This is a genomic window from Streptomyces antioxidans (genome assembly GCF_000968685.2).
GTDB lineage: Bacteria > Actinomycetota > Actinomycetes > Streptomycetales > Streptomycetaceae > Streptomyces > Streptomyces antioxidans.
Genome location: NZ_LAKD02000027.1, coordinates 179,839 through 194,329, shown reverse-complemented (window position 1 = coordinate 194,329; position 14,491 = coordinate 179,839). Strand labels below are relative to the sequence as shown.

Below are 14,491 nucleotides of genomic sequence, written 5' to 3'. Positions count from 1 at the left end.
ATAGGAGAGGGAAGTGCCGGGGCGAACAGAAGTCAGCGGAGGGGGCCTTGGAGCGAGGTCTCCACGTAGAAGCGGGATGTGTCGGTCGGCAGGATGATTCGGAGGTGTTCGACCACTTCGTCGTTCTCCGCCCAGGTGACCCGCAGCCAGCGGAAGACCGCGGTGCCCGGCTTCAGACCGAAGAGCCCGGCGTGCTCCTCGTCCAGGGCGTACGGCTCCACATAGAGCCGCGAGCGCAGCAGTGGCACCCCGCGGTCGCGGAGGTACATATGGCTCGTGATGGTGACCAGATCCTGGTCGAGCAGGTCGGGGGCGAATCGGAAGGGCAGCACGGCGAGCTCCGTGCTGGTCACGCGACTGCCGTCGGGGCTGAGCTTATGGCGGTCGAGCTGTACGACGGCGTCATTGTCGTCCAGGCCCGGCAGCCGCAGGGCCGCGCCGCCCGAGGGCAGCACCTTGGCGCTGATCACCCGGTGGTCGCCGTGGGTTTCGGGACCGCTGGTCAGCACGCCCGCCGAGCGCAGCAGGTTCTCCTCATCGGTGGTCTGTGCGACGAACGTGCCGTGCCTGCGGTACCGGACGACCAGCCCGGCGTCCGCGAGCTCGCGCAGCGCGCGCTGCACGGTGATCCGCGAGACACCGAACTGTTCCCCGAGCTCGGCCTCGGTGGGCACCCGGGTCCCGGGCTGCCACCGGCCGTCCCGGATGTTGCCCTCCAGCTCCCGGCGGATCTGCTCGTACAGCGGGAGGTCACGTTCGGTCATGCGAAGAGAGTGATCTCACCCAATTGATATGTCAATACGTTGGATGGATATGACCCATGGCCGTAACACAGGCCGCCCCGCGAGGGGCGGCGTACGCGATCACAGGCGGAGGATGCCGTCCGCGGCGAGTGACGCGTGATACGCGAACTCCCAGAAGTCCATGTGTCCGATGGCCAGGTTCACATGCATCGGATTGACGTCCGGGGGCAGGAGACGGAACTCGCGGGAGAGCTCCATGTCGCCCTCCTCCAGCTCCTGGCTCCTGGTCGACACCGCGAGCAGGGTGTGCTCACCCGTCATGGTGGCGGCGTCGGCCAGGAACACGACCTCGAGCGCTGGCTCGGAGGCGGCGACAGCGGAGAGCACATCATCCGGACTCGCCCCGGTGAACGAGGGGTTGTCCACCAGGAAGGTGCGCACCTCGAACCCGTTGCGGTCGGGTTGATCGAGCAGGTCGACGACGGCCCGCCATGCTTCGGCGTCCGAATGGTCCGTGCGCACGACGAGGGCTTCGGACTCGAAGTCCCGATGCGTGGAGTCGGTGGCCGGGAGCATGGAGGGATGGGACATGGGAAATCCTCTACGGACGTTCTGGTGGGAAGCGCAGGAGCGTGACCGAGTGTGCCGCGAAGGTCCAGTTCAGTGAGTCGCCCTTCGCCGTGGCGTGGGACTTCTTGATCGTGACGGCGTCGGGGTGGTCGCCGCTGTTGAAACCGTCGTAGGCCGTGCCCGCCACCACGGACACGTCGGCCGTATCGGCGTGTTGGAAATTCCCCAGCTCGACCCGGGACGTGATGTCCTTGCCCGGTGAGCGGTTGACGACGAGGACGCTGAGTGCTCCGTCCTTGTCGACAGCGGCGGTGGTGACCAGCGCTTCATACGACGAGCCCAGCGGTGTCTCCCGGGTGGAGACCTCGGCGTTGCTCCTCACTTCGCTGTCCACGACGTGTCCGCCGCCGTGGAAGAAGTCGCTGAGCTGCTCGCGCACGATCGCGTCGGGGGTACGCACGAAGCCGGGTGCGCCGCCGAAGAGTGTCCGGGAGAGTCCCGGCTTCTCCCCGATCAGATCGTTGCTCGCGGTCCAGCGGACGCCGAGGTCGGCGAACCGGGCCCACTGCGACGCCATGTAGAGCGCGTGCGACATGGCGTAGGAGAACTGGGGATAGTCGTCGGAGTCGCGCTCTCCTCCGAAGAAGAGGGCGCCGCACTCGGACACCGCGACGTAAGCGCCGTCCTTGCCGTGTTCGTGTAGCTGCGCGGTGAGGTCGGAGACCATCTTGGCGGCGGCCGCTTCGCCGAGCATCTGGTAGTCGTGTCCGGCCCGCTTGTCCGGGAAGCCGGTGGCTTTCAGATCCCGTGAGAAGTTGGTGTAGGGGTGGATGGCCATGCCGTCGTACTTGTCGGCGTGGCCGTGCTCGGCGAGGAGTTCGGGGAAGCCCTTCCCGGCCGCGAGCTTCCCCGCCTCGATGGGCGCCCAGACGGCGAGCACGTCGATCGTGGGATCGACCGCCTTCATCTTGGTGTAGTAGTCGACGAATCCGGCGTGGGGACCGGAGTCGTAGTCGGCGGTGATCTTCAAGCCCTTCTGGGGAATCTTCCCGTGTCGGCCGTCGCCGAAGTGGATCGTGCCGCTGCTCGGGTCGAAGGTGTATACGGGGTCGTCGGCCCCCGCCGAGCCGAGGTTGGCGACGCCGTGCCATGTGGTGTCGCCGACGCGGATGGTCTGGCTCTTGGGGACGACGGGTGGGTACCAGACGGTGAAGGTCTGGTTCGGCTGGCCGTTGCTGACCGAGGCGGTGGGCCGGTGGTCGGTGGGCGTTCCGACGTGCTGGCGCTTCTGCCGCTGGGTGCCGCCGAAGGCGTACTGCCGCATGGCCTTGTCGTCGTCCGCGCTCATCCAGTAGCGCTGGTACTTGCCGAACAGCTCGTTGCCGATCTCCCAGTAGTGCACGCCGTAGGGCTCGGGGTGGCCGTTCCGCGCCCGCAGGTCTCCCCACTTGGTCCCTCGCGGGGCGTTCATGTACGCGACCCAGTCGGCGATTTCCCCCGGGGTCGAGTTGGCGAACGGTGCCATGATCTGCGGCGTCGCGCCAACCTCCCGCATGAAGGCCATGTACTCGTCGGGCCCGAACCGGCTGTCGACGGTGGCGCCGTGCTTTCCCTCGAGCTGGCGGGTCCGGTCAGCTTGCGGGCCTATGGCCCCCTTCCAGTTGAAGAGGTTGGACGAGGTGCCACCGGGATAGCGGATCATCCCGACCCCGGACCTCTTGATCTTCTCGACGATGCCCGGGGCGGGACGGTTGTGCTCCGAGTCCCACATTCCGTAGGCGTCGTCGTACCACTTGGCCCCGTTCACCCCGGTCATATACGGGCTCACCTTGAACGATCGCCCGTGGGCGTCGATGGTGATGACGGGTGCGCCACCCGGGTCGCCTTTCCCCTGCTCGTCCTCGGGGGTGCATCCGGTGCCCGTGACACCGGCCGCCACCGCGACCGCGCCGTACAGGAAGTGGCGCCGGCTCATCTCGCTCATGTTCCCTCTCGCTCCTCACGGCGGGTGTACGACGCGACCTCCTACGAGCTGTGGCGTCTCCGTTGACAGGAACGTAAAAGATGTCTTTGTGGGGTTCTTGTGAGAGGCGTCCGGGCCTGGGGTGAGCGCCGGTGTCTGAGCTGCGGTGTTCGTTTTTATGAGAGTAGTTTATTTAAGGCGTGCGCTAGCCTTCCAGGCTGCCGGGGCGGGCGGAGATGTCCTCCGGGGACCTGATGGACGCCACGGGCATGTCGCGGCCCACCGTGCACGCCGCGGCGCACGGACCCATGTGTTTCAGCTGCGCGACGATGTGACGTTCCACTCGGGCCGCCCCTTCGGGCCCGACGACGTCGTGTTCGTCCTGGACCACCTGACCAAGGACACCACCAGCACTCAGGTCAAGTCCGTTGCCCAGCAGGTCACTTCGGCCGAGCGGACCGGCGATCACGAGGTCACGGTGGGCTTCGGCAAGGCCGTCGGCAATGTGTGGGACATGTTCGGGATGATGGTCCTGATCGACCGCGAGTCGGTGGCCGAGCTCGCCTCGGGACGGGAGATCATCGGCACCGGGCCGTTCACCGTCAATTCCTACAAGCCGGGCTCGTCCATCTCGCTGAAACGCAACCGCCACTACTGGAAACCCGGCCGCCCCTACCTCGACGGCATCGAGATCGCGATCGCCGCGCAGTTGTCCTCCGCCGTGGCCTCCCTGCGCTCCGGACAGACGCATCTGGCCCTCGATCTGTCGCCGCTGGACGCCGCCGGTATCCGCGACCGGCCGGGGTTCCGCCTCGTGCAGTCCGACGCCCACGACCTCACCTACTACATCGGTGCCAACGTCGAGGTCCCCCCGCTGGACAAGGTCGGGGTACGGCAGGCGGTGGCCTGGGCGATCGACCGGGAACGGATCCTCGCCCAGGCGCTGGGCGGCATCGGCCGCCCGAGCAGCCTGCCGTGGTCACCCGGGACGGCCGCGTGGGACCCCGACCGGGCAGCGGCCTACACGCTCAACCCGGAGAAGGCGAAGCGCCTGCTGCGACAGTCCGGTGCGGCCGACGCCACGGTTGACCTGTACTACAGCAACACCCTCGCGACGAACGCCGCGATCGCCCAGATCGTGCAGGCGAACCTCGAGGACGTCGGACTCACCTGCCGACTGCAGCCCAAGCAGGACGCCGAGTACCAGAAGATGTTCGTCAGCGGGAAGATCCCCGGCCTGTTCGTGAACGGCCACGGCTTCGGGCAGCTGACGCCCTCGACCCTCGTCAAGGGCGCCTGGCCGTTCAACGCCCGGCAGAACGCGTCCAACTTCCGCGATCCCGAGTACGGCCGCCTGGCCGATGAGATCTGGACCGGCAAGGGCGACGCCCTGACCACGGCCTACCGGGATCTCAACCAGCTGTTCCTCGAGCAGCAATTCGTCATCGACCTGATCAACAGCACCCATACGTATGCCATTCAGGCGTCGCTCAAAGGTCTGGCCTGGACCATGTACGACGGCATCGACCTCGACCATGCCTATCTGGCATGAGGAGGACCTCATGCTTCGCTACGCCCTCCGGCGTGTCCCCTCGGCCCTCGCGGTGCTCGCCATCGCGTCGGTCGTGGTCTTCGGCGTGCTGCACCTGGCGACCGGCGACCCCGCCGTGCTCGCCGCGGGCCCGGACGCCTCCGCCAGGACCGTGTCCGCCGTCCGGCACCAGCTGGGGCTGGACGCCCCGTTGCCGCAGCAGTACCTGACCTGGCTCGGCGGGGTGCTGACCGGCGACCTCGGCGACTCCTACGTACGGGGCGTGCCGGTCGCCACCCTGATCGGCAACGGCCTCGGCAACCCCCTCGAACTCACCCTCGGCGCCGTTGTCCTGGCGGTCCTGCTCGGCGGTCTGGCCGGGCTCGTCCTCGGCGTGGCCAGGGGCCGCCTCCTCCGTGGCGCGACCGCCGCGGCCACCGCACTGGCCTTCGCGATACCGCCGTACGTCAGTGGAGTGCTCCTGGTGATGGTGTTCGCCATCACCCATCGGATCCTGCCCGCGGGCGGCCATGTCTCGGTGCTCGCGGACCCGGAGATCGGGGTGCAGTACCTGATCATGCCGGCCCTCGCCCTGGCCCTCCCCGCCGCCGCCGTACTCGCCCGCTTCCTGTCGACGTCGATCCGGCGGGTCTTCGGCGAGGACTACATCCGCATCGGCACGGCGAAGGGCCTGCGGCGGCGACGGATCGTGCTGTGCCACGCGCTTCCGAACGCCCTGCCACCGGTGCTGACCGTCCTCGGCATCCAGATCGGCCAGATGCTCGGCGGGGCGATCGTGGTGGAGGCCATCTTCGCCTGGCCGGGGGTGGGTCAGCTCATCATCGACTCCCTCAAGAGCAGCGACTACTTCGTCGTCCAGAACCTGCTGCTCATCACGGTCACGGTGTTCGTCGTCCTGCAGACCGTGACCGATCTGCTGCACGCGGCCGTCGATCCCCGACTCAGGATGGAGTGAGCATGACCACCACCGCCGCCACCGAGACACCGCCGACGGCCACTACCGCCGCAGTCGTCCGTGGCGGAGGCTGGTCGCGGCTGCTGCGCCGGCCGGTACTGAGCATGGGCCTCGCGCTCGTCGTGGTGCTCGTTCTGGCCGGTGTGCTGGCCCCGCTGCTGGCGCCCGCCTCGCCGGCTCGGCAAGGACCGCTCGCCCTCGCCCATCCGTCGGCCGCGCATCCGCTCGGCACCGACGAGTACGGCCGCGACCTGTTCTCCCGGGTGCTGTACGGGCTGCGCCAGGACGTGTTCGCCACCCTCATCGCCGTCCCGGTCGGTGCCCTCGCCGGGATCCTCATCGGCCTCGCGAGCGGACTGGCCCGGTGGCTCGACACCGTCATACAGAGGCTGTTCGATGTGATGCTGTCGTTCACCGCGCTCATCGCGGGCGTCACCGTCGCCATGATCATCGGCTCCGGAGCCACCGCGGTCATGGTGACCATCGCGCTGGTCAACGTGCCGTTGTTCGGCCGGCTCATCCGGTCGTCGGTCGTCGGCGAACGCCAGCGCGACTATGTCGTCGCGGCCACGGCCATCGGTTCGGGCCGGGTGCGGATACTGGTGCGCCACATCCTGCCCAACGGCCTCGACCCGCTGATCGTCCAGTTCGCCCTGTCCATGTCGACCGCGGTCTTCATCGAGGGCGGCATGAGTTACGTCGGCCTCGGCATCCGGCCGCCGGCCCCCTCCCTGGGCTCGCTCCTCCAGGGAAGCATGAACTTCCTCGCGCAGAACCCCTGGTACGCGATCGGTCCGATGGCCGCCGTCACCCTGCTGGTGCTGGGATTCCAGCTGGTGGCCGATGGCCTCACCGCGAGCCTGCTGCGCCGCTGAACCGGGGCTTCCCCGGCGGGATCCGCCCCCCTCTGGCGGGGAGGGCTGGTGTGGTGGGCAATTACCTCTCACTGAGAGGTAAAGTGGGGGCATGGCCACAGAGGAGTTCCCCGACTCGTTCGCCGACGTCCTGGGCGGCGTCCAGCGGCTGATCCGGCGGCGGCTGCGGGCCGGGATGCCGGAGCCGCGGCTGCGCGGTGCCCAGGTGGAGCTGTTGCGGCTGGTCATGGCCCAGCCAGGGGTCCGGGTGTCGGCCGCGGCCAAGGAGCTCTACCTCGCGGGCAACTCGGTCTCCACCCTGGTCAACCAGCTGGTGAAGGCGGGCTATCTGCACCGCGAGACCGACCCCGAGGACCGGCGCTCAGCCCGGTTGACGGCCACCCCCGCCGCCGTGGCCCGGCTGCGGGAGTGGCAGGCCCGGCGCGGGGCGCTGGTCCGTGAGCAGGTGGTGAAGCTGTCGGAGAGCGAACGGGCGGCGCTTGCCGCCGCCGTTCCGGCGCTGCGCAAGCTGGCCGAGAACCTTCATGAGGAGGTGGAAGGGATATGACCGACGCCCCCAGGAGCACCGCCCCGGTCGCGCTCGTCTGCGACGGCCTGCGCTACGCGTTCGGGGAGACCACGGCCGTCGACGACCTGGAGCTGACGGTCCGGGCGGGCGAGGTCTTCGGCCTGCTCGGACCCAATGGAGCGGGCAAGACCACCGCGATCCGCTGCATCACCACCCTGCTGCCGGTCCCCGTCGGCATGGTGCGGGTGTTCGGGCACGACCCGGCGAAGGAGCGGATGGCGGTCCGCAGGCTGCTGGGCTACGTACCGCAGCAGCTGTCCGCCGACGCCGGGCTCACCGGCCGGGAGAACGTGGAGCTGTTCGCCCGCGTCTTCGACGTCACCCGGCGGGAGCGGGCCGAGCGCGTGGCGCGGGTGCTGGCGGCGGTCGATCTCACCGCGGCGGCCGACCGGCTCGCCAAGACCTACTCCGGCGGCATGATCCGCCGTCTCGAGCTGGCCCAGGCGCTGGTCAGCGCGCCCCGGCTGCTGATGCTGGACGAGCCGACGATCGGCCTGGACCCGATCGCCCGGACCAGCGTGTGGGAGCACATCAACGCGGTGCGGGCGGCCACCGGGATGACCGTGCTCGTCACCACGCACTACATGGACGAGGCCGACCAGTACTGCGACCGGGTCGCGCTGATGCACCGAGGCCGCGTCCACGCCCTCGGCACGCCCCATGAACTCCGCTCCGAGCTGGCCGAACGCCGCCGGGCGGAGGGCGAGGCCGAGCCGAAGCCGACCCTGGAGGACGTCTTCCGGGACGTCGCGGGGAGTGGTCTCGACGAGCAGGGAGGAGATTTCCGCGATGTCCGAAGCACCCGTCGCACCGCGTCCCGGGTCGGCTGACGCCGCCGGGCCCGCACCGGACGGCCGCCCCGATCCACTGCTGACCCCGCCACGCGTCCGCACCGGCTGGCGGATGCTGCCCACGCGGGTCGTCGCGATGTGCGTGGTCGAGCTCCAGAAGCTGCGCCACGACCGCACCGAGCTGTACACCCGGGCCGTCCAGCCCGCTCTTTGGCTGCTGATCTTCGGCGAGACCTTCACCCGGCTCAAGGCCATACCGACCGGCGGCACGCCGTACATCGACTATCTGGCGCCCGGCATCATCGCCCAGTCCGCGATGTTCATCGCCATCTTCTACGGGATCCAGATCATCTGGGAGAGGGACGCCGGGATCCTCACCAAACTGCTGGTCACCCCGACCCCGCGAGCCGCCCTGATCACCGGCAAGGCATTCGCGTCCGGAGTCAAGGCGCTGATCCAGGCGGTCGTGGTGATCGCCATCGCGGCGGCGCTCGGGGTGGCGCTGACCTGGAATCCACTGCGGCTCCTCGGGGTGGCCGTGGCGGTGATCCTCGGCTCGGCCTTCTTCTCCTGCCTGTCCATGACCATCGCGGGGATCGTGCTGACCCGCGACCGGCTGATGGGCATCGGACAGGCCATCACGATGCCGCTGTTCTTCGGCTCCAGCGCGCTGTACCCGGTGGCGCTCATGCCCGGCTGGCTCCAGGCCATCAGCAAGGCCAATCCACTGAGCTACCAGGTCGACGCGTTGCGCGGACTGCTGCTCGGCACCCCGCACCACCTCGCACTCGACTACGCCGTCCTGGTGCTGGCCGCGGCGGCCGGAATCACCGCGGCCTCCTCGCTGCTGGGACGGCTGGCCCGCTGACCCGTGCGCCGGGTCACGGACGCAGTCGTGCCCGGGCGAGTGCGGTGGCGGCGTCCGCGGTGGTATACGCCCGCGCGCCTGGAGCATGGCGGCGTGGGCGGGCGTGGCCAGGACATTGTTGGCGCCTCCGGCGATGATGCGGCAGCCCAGCCGCGGCAGCGTCTCGTCGGTCATGACACTGCCCAGCCCGCAGGGCGCCAGCACATCGCATCCGACCGTCGGCGCCGCCTCCGGCGCGACGACCCGAGCGCCGTACCGGGCCGCGACGGCGTCTGCCCGGCCGGGGTCGGTGTCCGCCACGATCAGCCCCGCGGCCAGCAGACCGGCCAGGGCCGATCCAGCACCCCCAGCGCCGTCAGGGGAGAGGGATCCCCGGCCGCGCACACCGGCGAGGTCTCCCGTCCGATCACGCGGATGTCGGCCTGTGTGGTGCCGATGTCGTTGACCGGGATGAACCGGCCAGCGGAGGCCGCGAGGGCACGGCCGTGCGCCCGCAGCAGCCCCTCGTTCTTGTGACGCGCCGGCTCGCCGATCATGATGCTCCAGCCCCCGCCCAGTCCCAGCCCGCCCGTCGGCGGCTACCGGAAGCCCTCGAGTTCGGCGACGCCGGGCTGGTTGATGCGTCGCCGCATCGCGGGGAGGTGGTGGGCGAGCAGCGCGACGCCGAGCATGTCTACGACTGCGAGGGCCGCCAGCGGTATCCAGGTGGCGGCCGGTCCATGGGCGAGAAGCGTGGTCATGAGGGCGGGGGTGACGACATCGCCGATGCTGAAGGCCATCTGGGAGAGCGAGTTGTACCGGCCGCGGCTCGCCGCGGTGGCACAGTCGTTGACGGTGGGGGACACGATCAGGATCTGGACGAGTTCGCCGAGGGTCATCAGGACGACCGCGGCGAGGGCGAGGCACACGCCGACTGCCGAGGGCACGTACGCGCAGCACAGCACCGCCATGAACGCACAGCCGACGATGGCCTGGGAGGCTATGAGACCGCCGCTTCGGCTGCGCCCCGTGATGGCGGCGCCGACCGGCGTGGCGCCCACCGCGCCGAGTACGGCGTTGACCGCGAGGACGGTGCCGGGTATCCACGGCGGCAGGTGCACCGTGTCGACCAGGAAGACGGGTACGCCGAGGCCGAAGGCGAGCGAGAGCAGGGCGAGACCGAAGTTGAGCACGACGAAGCCGAGGAACGGCCGGTCCCGCAGGGTGCTCGCCCAGCCGCTCATGGGGGCGGCTTCCGAGGACACGTCGTGTTCTGGTGTGGCGTTGTCGGGAGCGGCGCGAGCGCCGTCCGAGGTGTCGAGCACGGTCAGGATCGCCGCGGTGGCGAACGACAGGGCGTTGACGGCGACGATCGCGATGTATCCGTTCGTGCCGCCGACCGCGACGGCGAGGCTCGCGCCGAGAGCGCCGAGGCCGAGCCCCGCATGGCGCAGCGAGGTGATCACGGCGAACCAGGACTCCTGGCGCTGTCCCCCGGCGATGTCATGCACCAGCCCCGGATAGGCCACCCAGAAGGCCGAGTTGCCGAGCTGCACGACGACCGCGGCGATGAGCAGATGGCCGAAGGAGTCCACCAAGAGGTAGTTGAAGAACCCGACCGCTTGGGTGAGGTTGGAGAGGACCACCGTGCGGCGCGCGCCGAACCGGTCGCAGAACATCCCGGCACCCGGTGTCGCGGGAATGCGCACCAACGCGCCGATGGACAAGGCCAGTCCGACCCTGCCGAGGGTCAGGTCGGTCGTGGCGGTGAAGTAGAGGATGGAGAACGGCAGGAAGAGACCGGTGCCCAGGGCGTCGATGGACAGTGCGGAGAACAGCCGCCGGTGGCCACGGGTGTCGGGGAGCCAAGCGCGCACCGCGGAACCCCTCGGGACGTCCCAGCCGCACCACGGTCCATGCGACCCCGCCCCGAAAAGGGCAAGATGAGCAACGTAAGAAGGGACTGATCGGCTTGTCAAGCCCGCGGGAGGTCAGGTGCCGATGGCTTGCGGGTAGCTGAAGAAGTTGGTCGGATCGTATCTGTGGTTCACCCGCACCAGCCGGTCGTAGTTCGCCCCGTAGTAGGCCCGCCGCCAGTCCTTCAGGGTGGGATCCGGGAAGTTCTGGTAGGAGTGCGGGGGAGGCGTACCGCCGAAGACGGCGTGGTAGAACTCGGGGAGCCACTGGAGGTTCGCCGTGGCGACGCGGGGCGGATCGTAGTCCGCCCACGAGGTCTCGGCGGCGAGGATGAACACGGCGTTGCGGTGGACGAACGCCGTGGCGTCCGGCGGCACTTGGTTGATCTCGCCACCGAGGGCGAACATGGCGAACCCGGCCCCGTCCTCATTGTCACTGCCGGGCCATTCCAGCAGCTGTTCGGCGGCGGCGGCGACCTGGTCATCGGAGAGGAGCGTCCGGGTGGTCAGCACCGCCGACTTGGCCGCGAACTGCTGGACCGGTGTGGTGGCGCTCAGTAGCACACTCGCCTCACCCGGGGTGACCTCGCGGACCGACGCGCTGTTGCGGGCCCGCTCCTCGGCCGTGCCGATGGCGAGCAGCGGAGCCAGGATCCCGCGCAACTCCGCCAGATCGCCGTAGTACTGGCCGATGGCATTGACGCCCGCGTTGGCGCGGATCTCGTCCCTGGTGTGCCCATGAGTGCCCATGCCGACGCGGAGGTGGAACCGCCTGTCGGCCAGGGTGTCCACGGCGATCCGCTGCGCGGCGGCCATCACCGGCAGCGCCGAGTCCAGGCTCCAGCTCAGCTGGTAGAAGCCCACATCGCCCTGGAACCGCTCGTACTGGAGGGTAAAGGAGGTGTTGACACCGAAGTTGTTCCCCGCGCCGCCGCGGCAGCCCCAGAAGAGGTCGGAGTGCGAGTCCTGACTGGCCTCCACCACTTCGCCGTCGGCCAGCACCACCGTCGTCGAGACCAGCCGGTCGCAGGTCAGGCCGAACATCTTGTCGCTGAAGCCGATCCCGCCGCCGAGCACCAGCCCGGCCACCCCGACCGTGGGGCAGCGGCCGGTCGGCACGAACATGCCGCGGTCCTCCAGCATCGGATGCAGATCGCCGTTGGTGACCCCCGCCCCGACCGTGACGGTACCCGCGTCATGAACGACCTTGATCCGCCCGTACGTCCGGGTCCGGGAGCGGGGACCCGGCACCGGCGTGGAGTCGATGCCGTTCATACGAGCCATGGTGAGCAGCAGACCGGTGGTGGCGGAGTACCCGGCGTAGTTGTGGCCCAGCCCGGAGCGGGGCACGGCGGGCAGCCCCACGGCCCGGGCCCAGCGGACCGCCGTACGGACGTCCCTGGTGGCGCCGCATGCCACGATTCCAGCGGGACGGATCCCGGCGTACCGATGGTTGAACGGAAGCGCCAGCGGCGGATAGCCGGAGTCCCCCGGCCGGTAGAGCGTGGAACGTGACGACAGCGCCCGGGCCAGCAGCTCCCAGTCCCGCTCACTGACTCGCCGCTCCACATCGGGGGATGGGGTGGCGGCGGCGGTCGGTGAGTGCGAAGCCACCATCTCCGTGCCCAGCACACCGACCGTGCCCGCCCGCAGTACGTTCCGTCTGTTGATCAACGTGGCCGCCCTCATATGACGCGCTCCGGAGACGTGTTCGCCTCCGCCCGCGCCAAGTCAACCGATCCCCGGCCAGCGCGGCCGCACATCGGCTGCCGCCGACCGGCCCGGCAACCCGAAAGGATGCGGACCTGCCGCTGAATGCTCCGGCCGGTACGAAAAGCAGAGCTCGGCCGTTCGGGCGGCGCGGTCAGGCGCCACCGCCTTCTGCCTAGACTTCCACCGTGAACGACACCACGGGCACCATACGGATCAGACCGGGCAATCCGCACGACGCGCCAGCTGTGCTGGACATGCTCGACGCCGCGGTGGTCTGGATGAACGATCGCGGCAACACCGAGCAGTGGGGCACGATCCCGTACTCGCGGCGGTCCGGCGGAGTGGCGCGGGTCGAGGGGTATCTGAGCGAGAACGTCCCCTTCGTCGCGGAGTCGGACGGGGCACCCGTCGGAGCCCTGGTGCTGGACTCCGGGCCCAGCCCGCAGATGCCGATCGCCCCGGCCGGTGAACCCGAGCGGTACGTCAGGCTGCTGATCTCCGACCGGCGACACGCGGGCCGTGGCATCGGGGCGGCGCTGCTGCTCCACGCCGCGGAGGAGACCCGGCGGGCCGGGGTGGAGCTGCTGCGGGTGGATTGCTGGGCGGGTGGCGGGGGTGAACTCGTCGCGTTCTACGAGCGCAACGGTTTCACGCCCACCGAGAGCTTCCTGCACGGGGAGTGGCCGGGGCAGGTGCTGGCGCGGCGGGTCGGCTGATGTGCGCGGGGCGCCGCACCGTACGGTGCGGCGCCCCGCGCCCGTTACTCGCCGTCCGTCGCAGCGCCCGTTTCGCCGTCCGCCTCGGCGGCCGGGCGGGGGCCGCCGAAGCCATGGGCGGAGAGGTCGAACCAGTTGCCCTCCGGGTCGATGGCCCGATACTCGGCGAACGGGCGGTTGGTGAAGCGCTCGGCGGGCTCATCGGCGCCCGAGGCGACCAGAGCGGCGGATGTCTCGGAGGTGTCGGCGACGTGGAAACCGAAGTGGTTCATGCCCAACGGGGTGTCGCCGTCGAGCTGGTGCTTGATCAGCGCGAGGGTGAGATACCCGTCGGAGAGGAAGCAGCTGCCATCGGGATCCCGGTGGAAGAGCTCCATCTCGAAGATTCCGCCGTAGAACTCGGCCAGCTTCTCGGGGTCACGGGCGACGATGGCCAGATGCCGCAGTTTGGGCCGGTCCGGGGTGGACGCGTCAGACATGGCAATTCCTCCAGCGGTGGGAAACGGGCGGGGTGGCCGGTCGGGGGCGGGAATCATGAGGGTCATCGGACTCACACGGCGGCCACGGCCCTGGTCCGTATCCGCAGCGGGAGTTCGGCGCATGGCAGATGGGGGTTCTCCGGCGGGGGCGGGGCCCAGGCGGCGAGGGCGTGGTACATGACGCCGCCGCGACGTTCCAGGTAGCAGATGAGGTTGACGGGCCAGCCGGTGTTGCCGAAGGCGTGCTGATCCATCGGGGTCGGGCGCTCGCTGAGGATGAGCTGCCGCTCCTCCGGCGGGCCGATGCGATGCCAGTCGGGGTGCATATGTACGGACCCCAGGATCTCCAGACCGTCGGCCTCGGCCTCGCGCGAGGCCCGCAGCAGGTCGTGGGAGTCGATCCACCAGCCACGTGTCTCGTTCTCGTACGCCGGGCCGAAGAGCGGCACGATCGACTCGGTGAACTCACGGCGCGCGGCCGGGTCGGTGGTGCGGGCGTTGCGGCCGAACGCGACGCGCTCGACGGTCAAGGTCGTCTGGTCCGCCGAGCCCACGAGGAGGGCGAAGCACGGCAGCGGTGTGTCAGAGGTGATGCGCTGGTACTCATCGACGGCCACCTCGAGAAACGCGTCGAGGGCCCGATCCTCTACCAGGACCGTACAACATTCACCTAATTGCGACGCGCGCATGTCAAACCACCTAGGGGTGTGGATGTCGAATGCGGTGGGGGGTGCGGAGCCGTCGTACTGTACCCCGGTATTCTTTTGGACTCAAACGTCATGTGCGGACTTCGGCTCCGTCCG

At 69.5% G+C, this 14,491-nt stretch carries 15 protein-coding genes; 7 read left to right on the top strand and 8 right to left on the bottom strand.

The window, feature by feature from the left end; genetic code table 11:
- Positions 1 to 32: 32 nt before the first annotated feature.
- From VT50_RS11030 to VT50_RS11020, 3 genes are all read right to left on the bottom strand, one after another.
- Positions 33 to 764, bottom strand: coding sequence for a GntR family transcriptional regulator (locus tag VT50_RS11030; protein ID WP_046084117.1), 732 nt, complete (start codon positions 762 to 764; stop codon positions 33 to 35).
- A 99-nt stretch (positions 765 to 863) separates the two neighbouring features.
- Positions 864 to 1,334 (bottom strand): DUF6924 domain-containing protein, encoded by a 471-nt coding sequence (locus VT50_RS11025; RefSeq protein ID WP_053048412.1) that lies wholly within the window; start codon positions 1,332 to 1,334, stop codon positions 864 to 866.
- A 10-nt stretch (positions 1,335 to 1,344) separates the two neighbouring features.
- Positions 1,345 to 3,297 (bottom strand): alpha-L-arabinofuranosidase C-terminal domain-containing protein, encoded by a 1,953-nt coding sequence (locus VT50_RS11020; RefSeq protein WP_046084116.1) that lies wholly within the window; start codon positions 3,295 to 3,297, stop codon positions 1,345 to 1,347.
- 157 nt (positions 3,298 to 3,454) lie between these two features.
- Here VT50_RS11020 and VT50_RS11015 point away from each other — a divergent pair, with 157 nt between their 5' ends.
- From VT50_RS11015 to VT50_RS10990, 6 genes are all read left to right on the top strand, one after another.
- Complete coding sequence (locus VT50_RS11015) at positions 3,455 to 4,828, top strand: ABC transporter substrate-binding protein (protein ID WP_078840532.1); 1,374 nt, start codon at positions 3,455 to 3,457, stop codon at positions 4,826 to 4,828.
- Between the two features lie 10 nt (positions 4,829 to 4,838).
- A complete protein-coding gene (locus VT50_RS11010) occupies positions 4,839 to 5,783 on the top strand; it encodes an ABC transporter permease (protein ID WP_046084115.1) in 945 nt (314 codons plus the stop codon).
- Positions 5,784 to 5,785: 2 nt separating this feature from the next.
- A complete protein-coding gene (locus tag VT50_RS11005) occupies positions 5,786 to 6,658 on the top strand; it encodes an ABC transporter permease (protein ID WP_206269389.1) in 873 nt (290 codons plus the stop codon).
- 91 nt (positions 6,659 to 6,749) lie between these two features.
- On the top strand, positions 6,750 to 7,205 hold the full coding sequence (locus tag VT50_RS11000; protein ID WP_046084114.1) for a MarR family winged helix-turn-helix transcriptional regulator: 456 nt from the start codon (positions 6,750 to 6,752) through the stop codon (positions 7,203 to 7,205).
- Positions 7,202 to 8,056 (top strand): ABC transporter ATP-binding protein, encoded by an 855-nt coding sequence (locus VT50_RS10995; RefSeq protein WP_046084113.1) that lies wholly within the window; start codon positions 7,202 to 7,204, stop codon positions 8,054 to 8,056. The genes VT50_RS11000 and VT50_RS10995 overlap by 4 nt, the downstream gene beginning before the upstream one ends.
- On the top strand, positions 8,016 to 8,885 hold the full coding sequence (locus VT50_RS10990) for an ABC transporter permease (RefSeq protein WP_046084112.1): 870 nt from the start codon (positions 8,016 to 8,018) through the stop codon (positions 8,883 to 8,885). The genes VT50_RS10995 and VT50_RS10990 overlap by 41 nt, the downstream gene beginning before the upstream one ends.
- Before the next feature lie 302 nt (positions 8,886 to 9,187).
- Here the strand turns inward: VT50_RS10990 and VT50_RS10985 are convergent, their stop codons facing one another.
- The 3 genes from VT50_RS10985 to VT50_RS10975 form a co-directional block, all read right to left on the bottom strand.
- Positions 9,188 to 9,421 (bottom strand): hypothetical protein, encoded by a 234-nt coding sequence (locus VT50_RS10985; protein ID WP_046084111.1) that lies wholly within the window; start codon positions 9,419 to 9,421, stop codon positions 9,188 to 9,190.
- 42 nt (positions 9,422 to 9,463) lie between these two features.
- Positions 9,464 to 10,741: an MFS transporter gene (locus VT50_RS10980; RefSeq protein WP_046084110.1), complete on the bottom strand. Its 1,278-nt coding sequence runs from the start codon at positions 10,739 to 10,741 to the stop codon at positions 9,464 to 9,466.
- 114 nt (positions 10,742 to 10,855) lie between these two features.
- Entirely contained in the window at positions 10,856 to 12,454 is a 1,599-nt protein-coding gene (locus tag VT50_RS10975; protein WP_240529125.1) for an FAD-binding oxidoreductase, read from the bottom strand.
- A 224-nt stretch (positions 12,455 to 12,678) separates the two neighbouring features.
- On the opposite strand from VT50_RS10975, the gene VT50_RS10970 reads away from it, so the two are divergent.
- Positions 12,679 to 13,209: a GNAT family N-acetyltransferase gene (locus VT50_RS10970; protein ID WP_046084109.1), complete on the top strand. Its 531-nt coding sequence runs from the start codon at positions 12,679 to 12,681 to the stop codon at positions 13,207 to 13,209.
- Positions 13,210 to 13,253: 44 nt separating this feature from the next.
- On the opposite strand, the gene VT50_RS10965 is transcribed toward VT50_RS10970, so the two are convergent.
- The gene (locus VT50_RS10965) at positions 13,254 to 13,688 is read right to left on the bottom strand and encodes a VOC family protein (RefSeq protein ID WP_240529124.1); all 435 of its coding nucleotides are present in this window, start codon (positions 13,686 to 13,688) and stop codon (positions 13,254 to 13,256) included.
- A 71-nt stretch (positions 13,689 to 13,759) separates the two neighbouring features.
- Positions 13,760 to 14,305 (bottom strand): MPN domain-containing protein, encoded by a 546-nt coding sequence (locus tag VT50_RS10960; protein ID WP_240529123.1) that lies wholly within the window; start codon positions 14,303 to 14,305, stop codon positions 13,760 to 13,762.
- Positions 14,306 to 14,491: the final 186 nt, after the last annotated feature.

Excerpts from the sequence above, each read along its gene's own strand:
- VT50_RS11030 (WP_046084117.1), bottom strand. The coding sequence starts at position 764 with ATGACCGAACGTGACCTCCCGCTGTACGAGCAGATCCGCCGGGAGCTG.
- VT50_RS11025 (WP_053048412.1), bottom strand. The coding sequence starts at position 1,334 with ATGTCCCATCCCTCCATGCTCCCGGCCACCGACTCCACGCATCGGGAC.
- VT50_RS11020 (WP_046084116.1), bottom strand. The coding sequence starts at position 3,297 with ATGAGCGAGATGAGCCGGCGCCACTTCCTGTACGGCGCGGTCGCGGTG.
- VT50_RS11015 (WP_078840532.1), top strand. The coding sequence starts at position 3,455 with ATGAGAGTAGTTTATTTAAGGCGTGCGCTAGCCTTCCAGGCTGCCGGG.
- VT50_RS11010 (WP_046084115.1), top strand. The coding sequence starts at position 4,839 with ATGCTTCGCTACGCCCTCCGGCGTGTCCCCTCGGCCCTCGCGGTGCTC.
- VT50_RS11005 (WP_206269389.1), top strand. The coding sequence starts at position 5,786 with ATGACCACCACCGCCGCCACCGAGACACCGCCGACGGCCACTACCGCC.
- VT50_RS11000 (WP_046084114.1), top strand. The coding sequence starts at position 6,750 with ATGGCCACAGAGGAGTTCCCCGACTCGTTCGCCGACGTCCTGGGCGGC.
- VT50_RS10995 (WP_046084113.1), top strand. The coding sequence starts at position 7,202 with ATGACCGACGCCCCCAGGAGCACCGCCCCGGTCGCGCTCGTCTGCGAC.
- VT50_RS10990 (WP_046084112.1), top strand. The coding sequence starts at position 8,016 with ATGTCCGAAGCACCCGTCGCACCGCGTCCCGGGTCGGCTGACGCCGCC.
- VT50_RS10985 (WP_046084111.1), bottom strand. The coding sequence starts at position 9,421 with ATGATCGGCGAGCCGGCGCGTCACAAGAACGAGGGGCTGCTGCGGGCG.
- VT50_RS10965 (WP_240529124.1), bottom strand. The coding sequence starts at position 13,688 with ATGTCTGACGCGTCCACCCCGGACCGGCCCAAACTGCGGCATCTGGCC.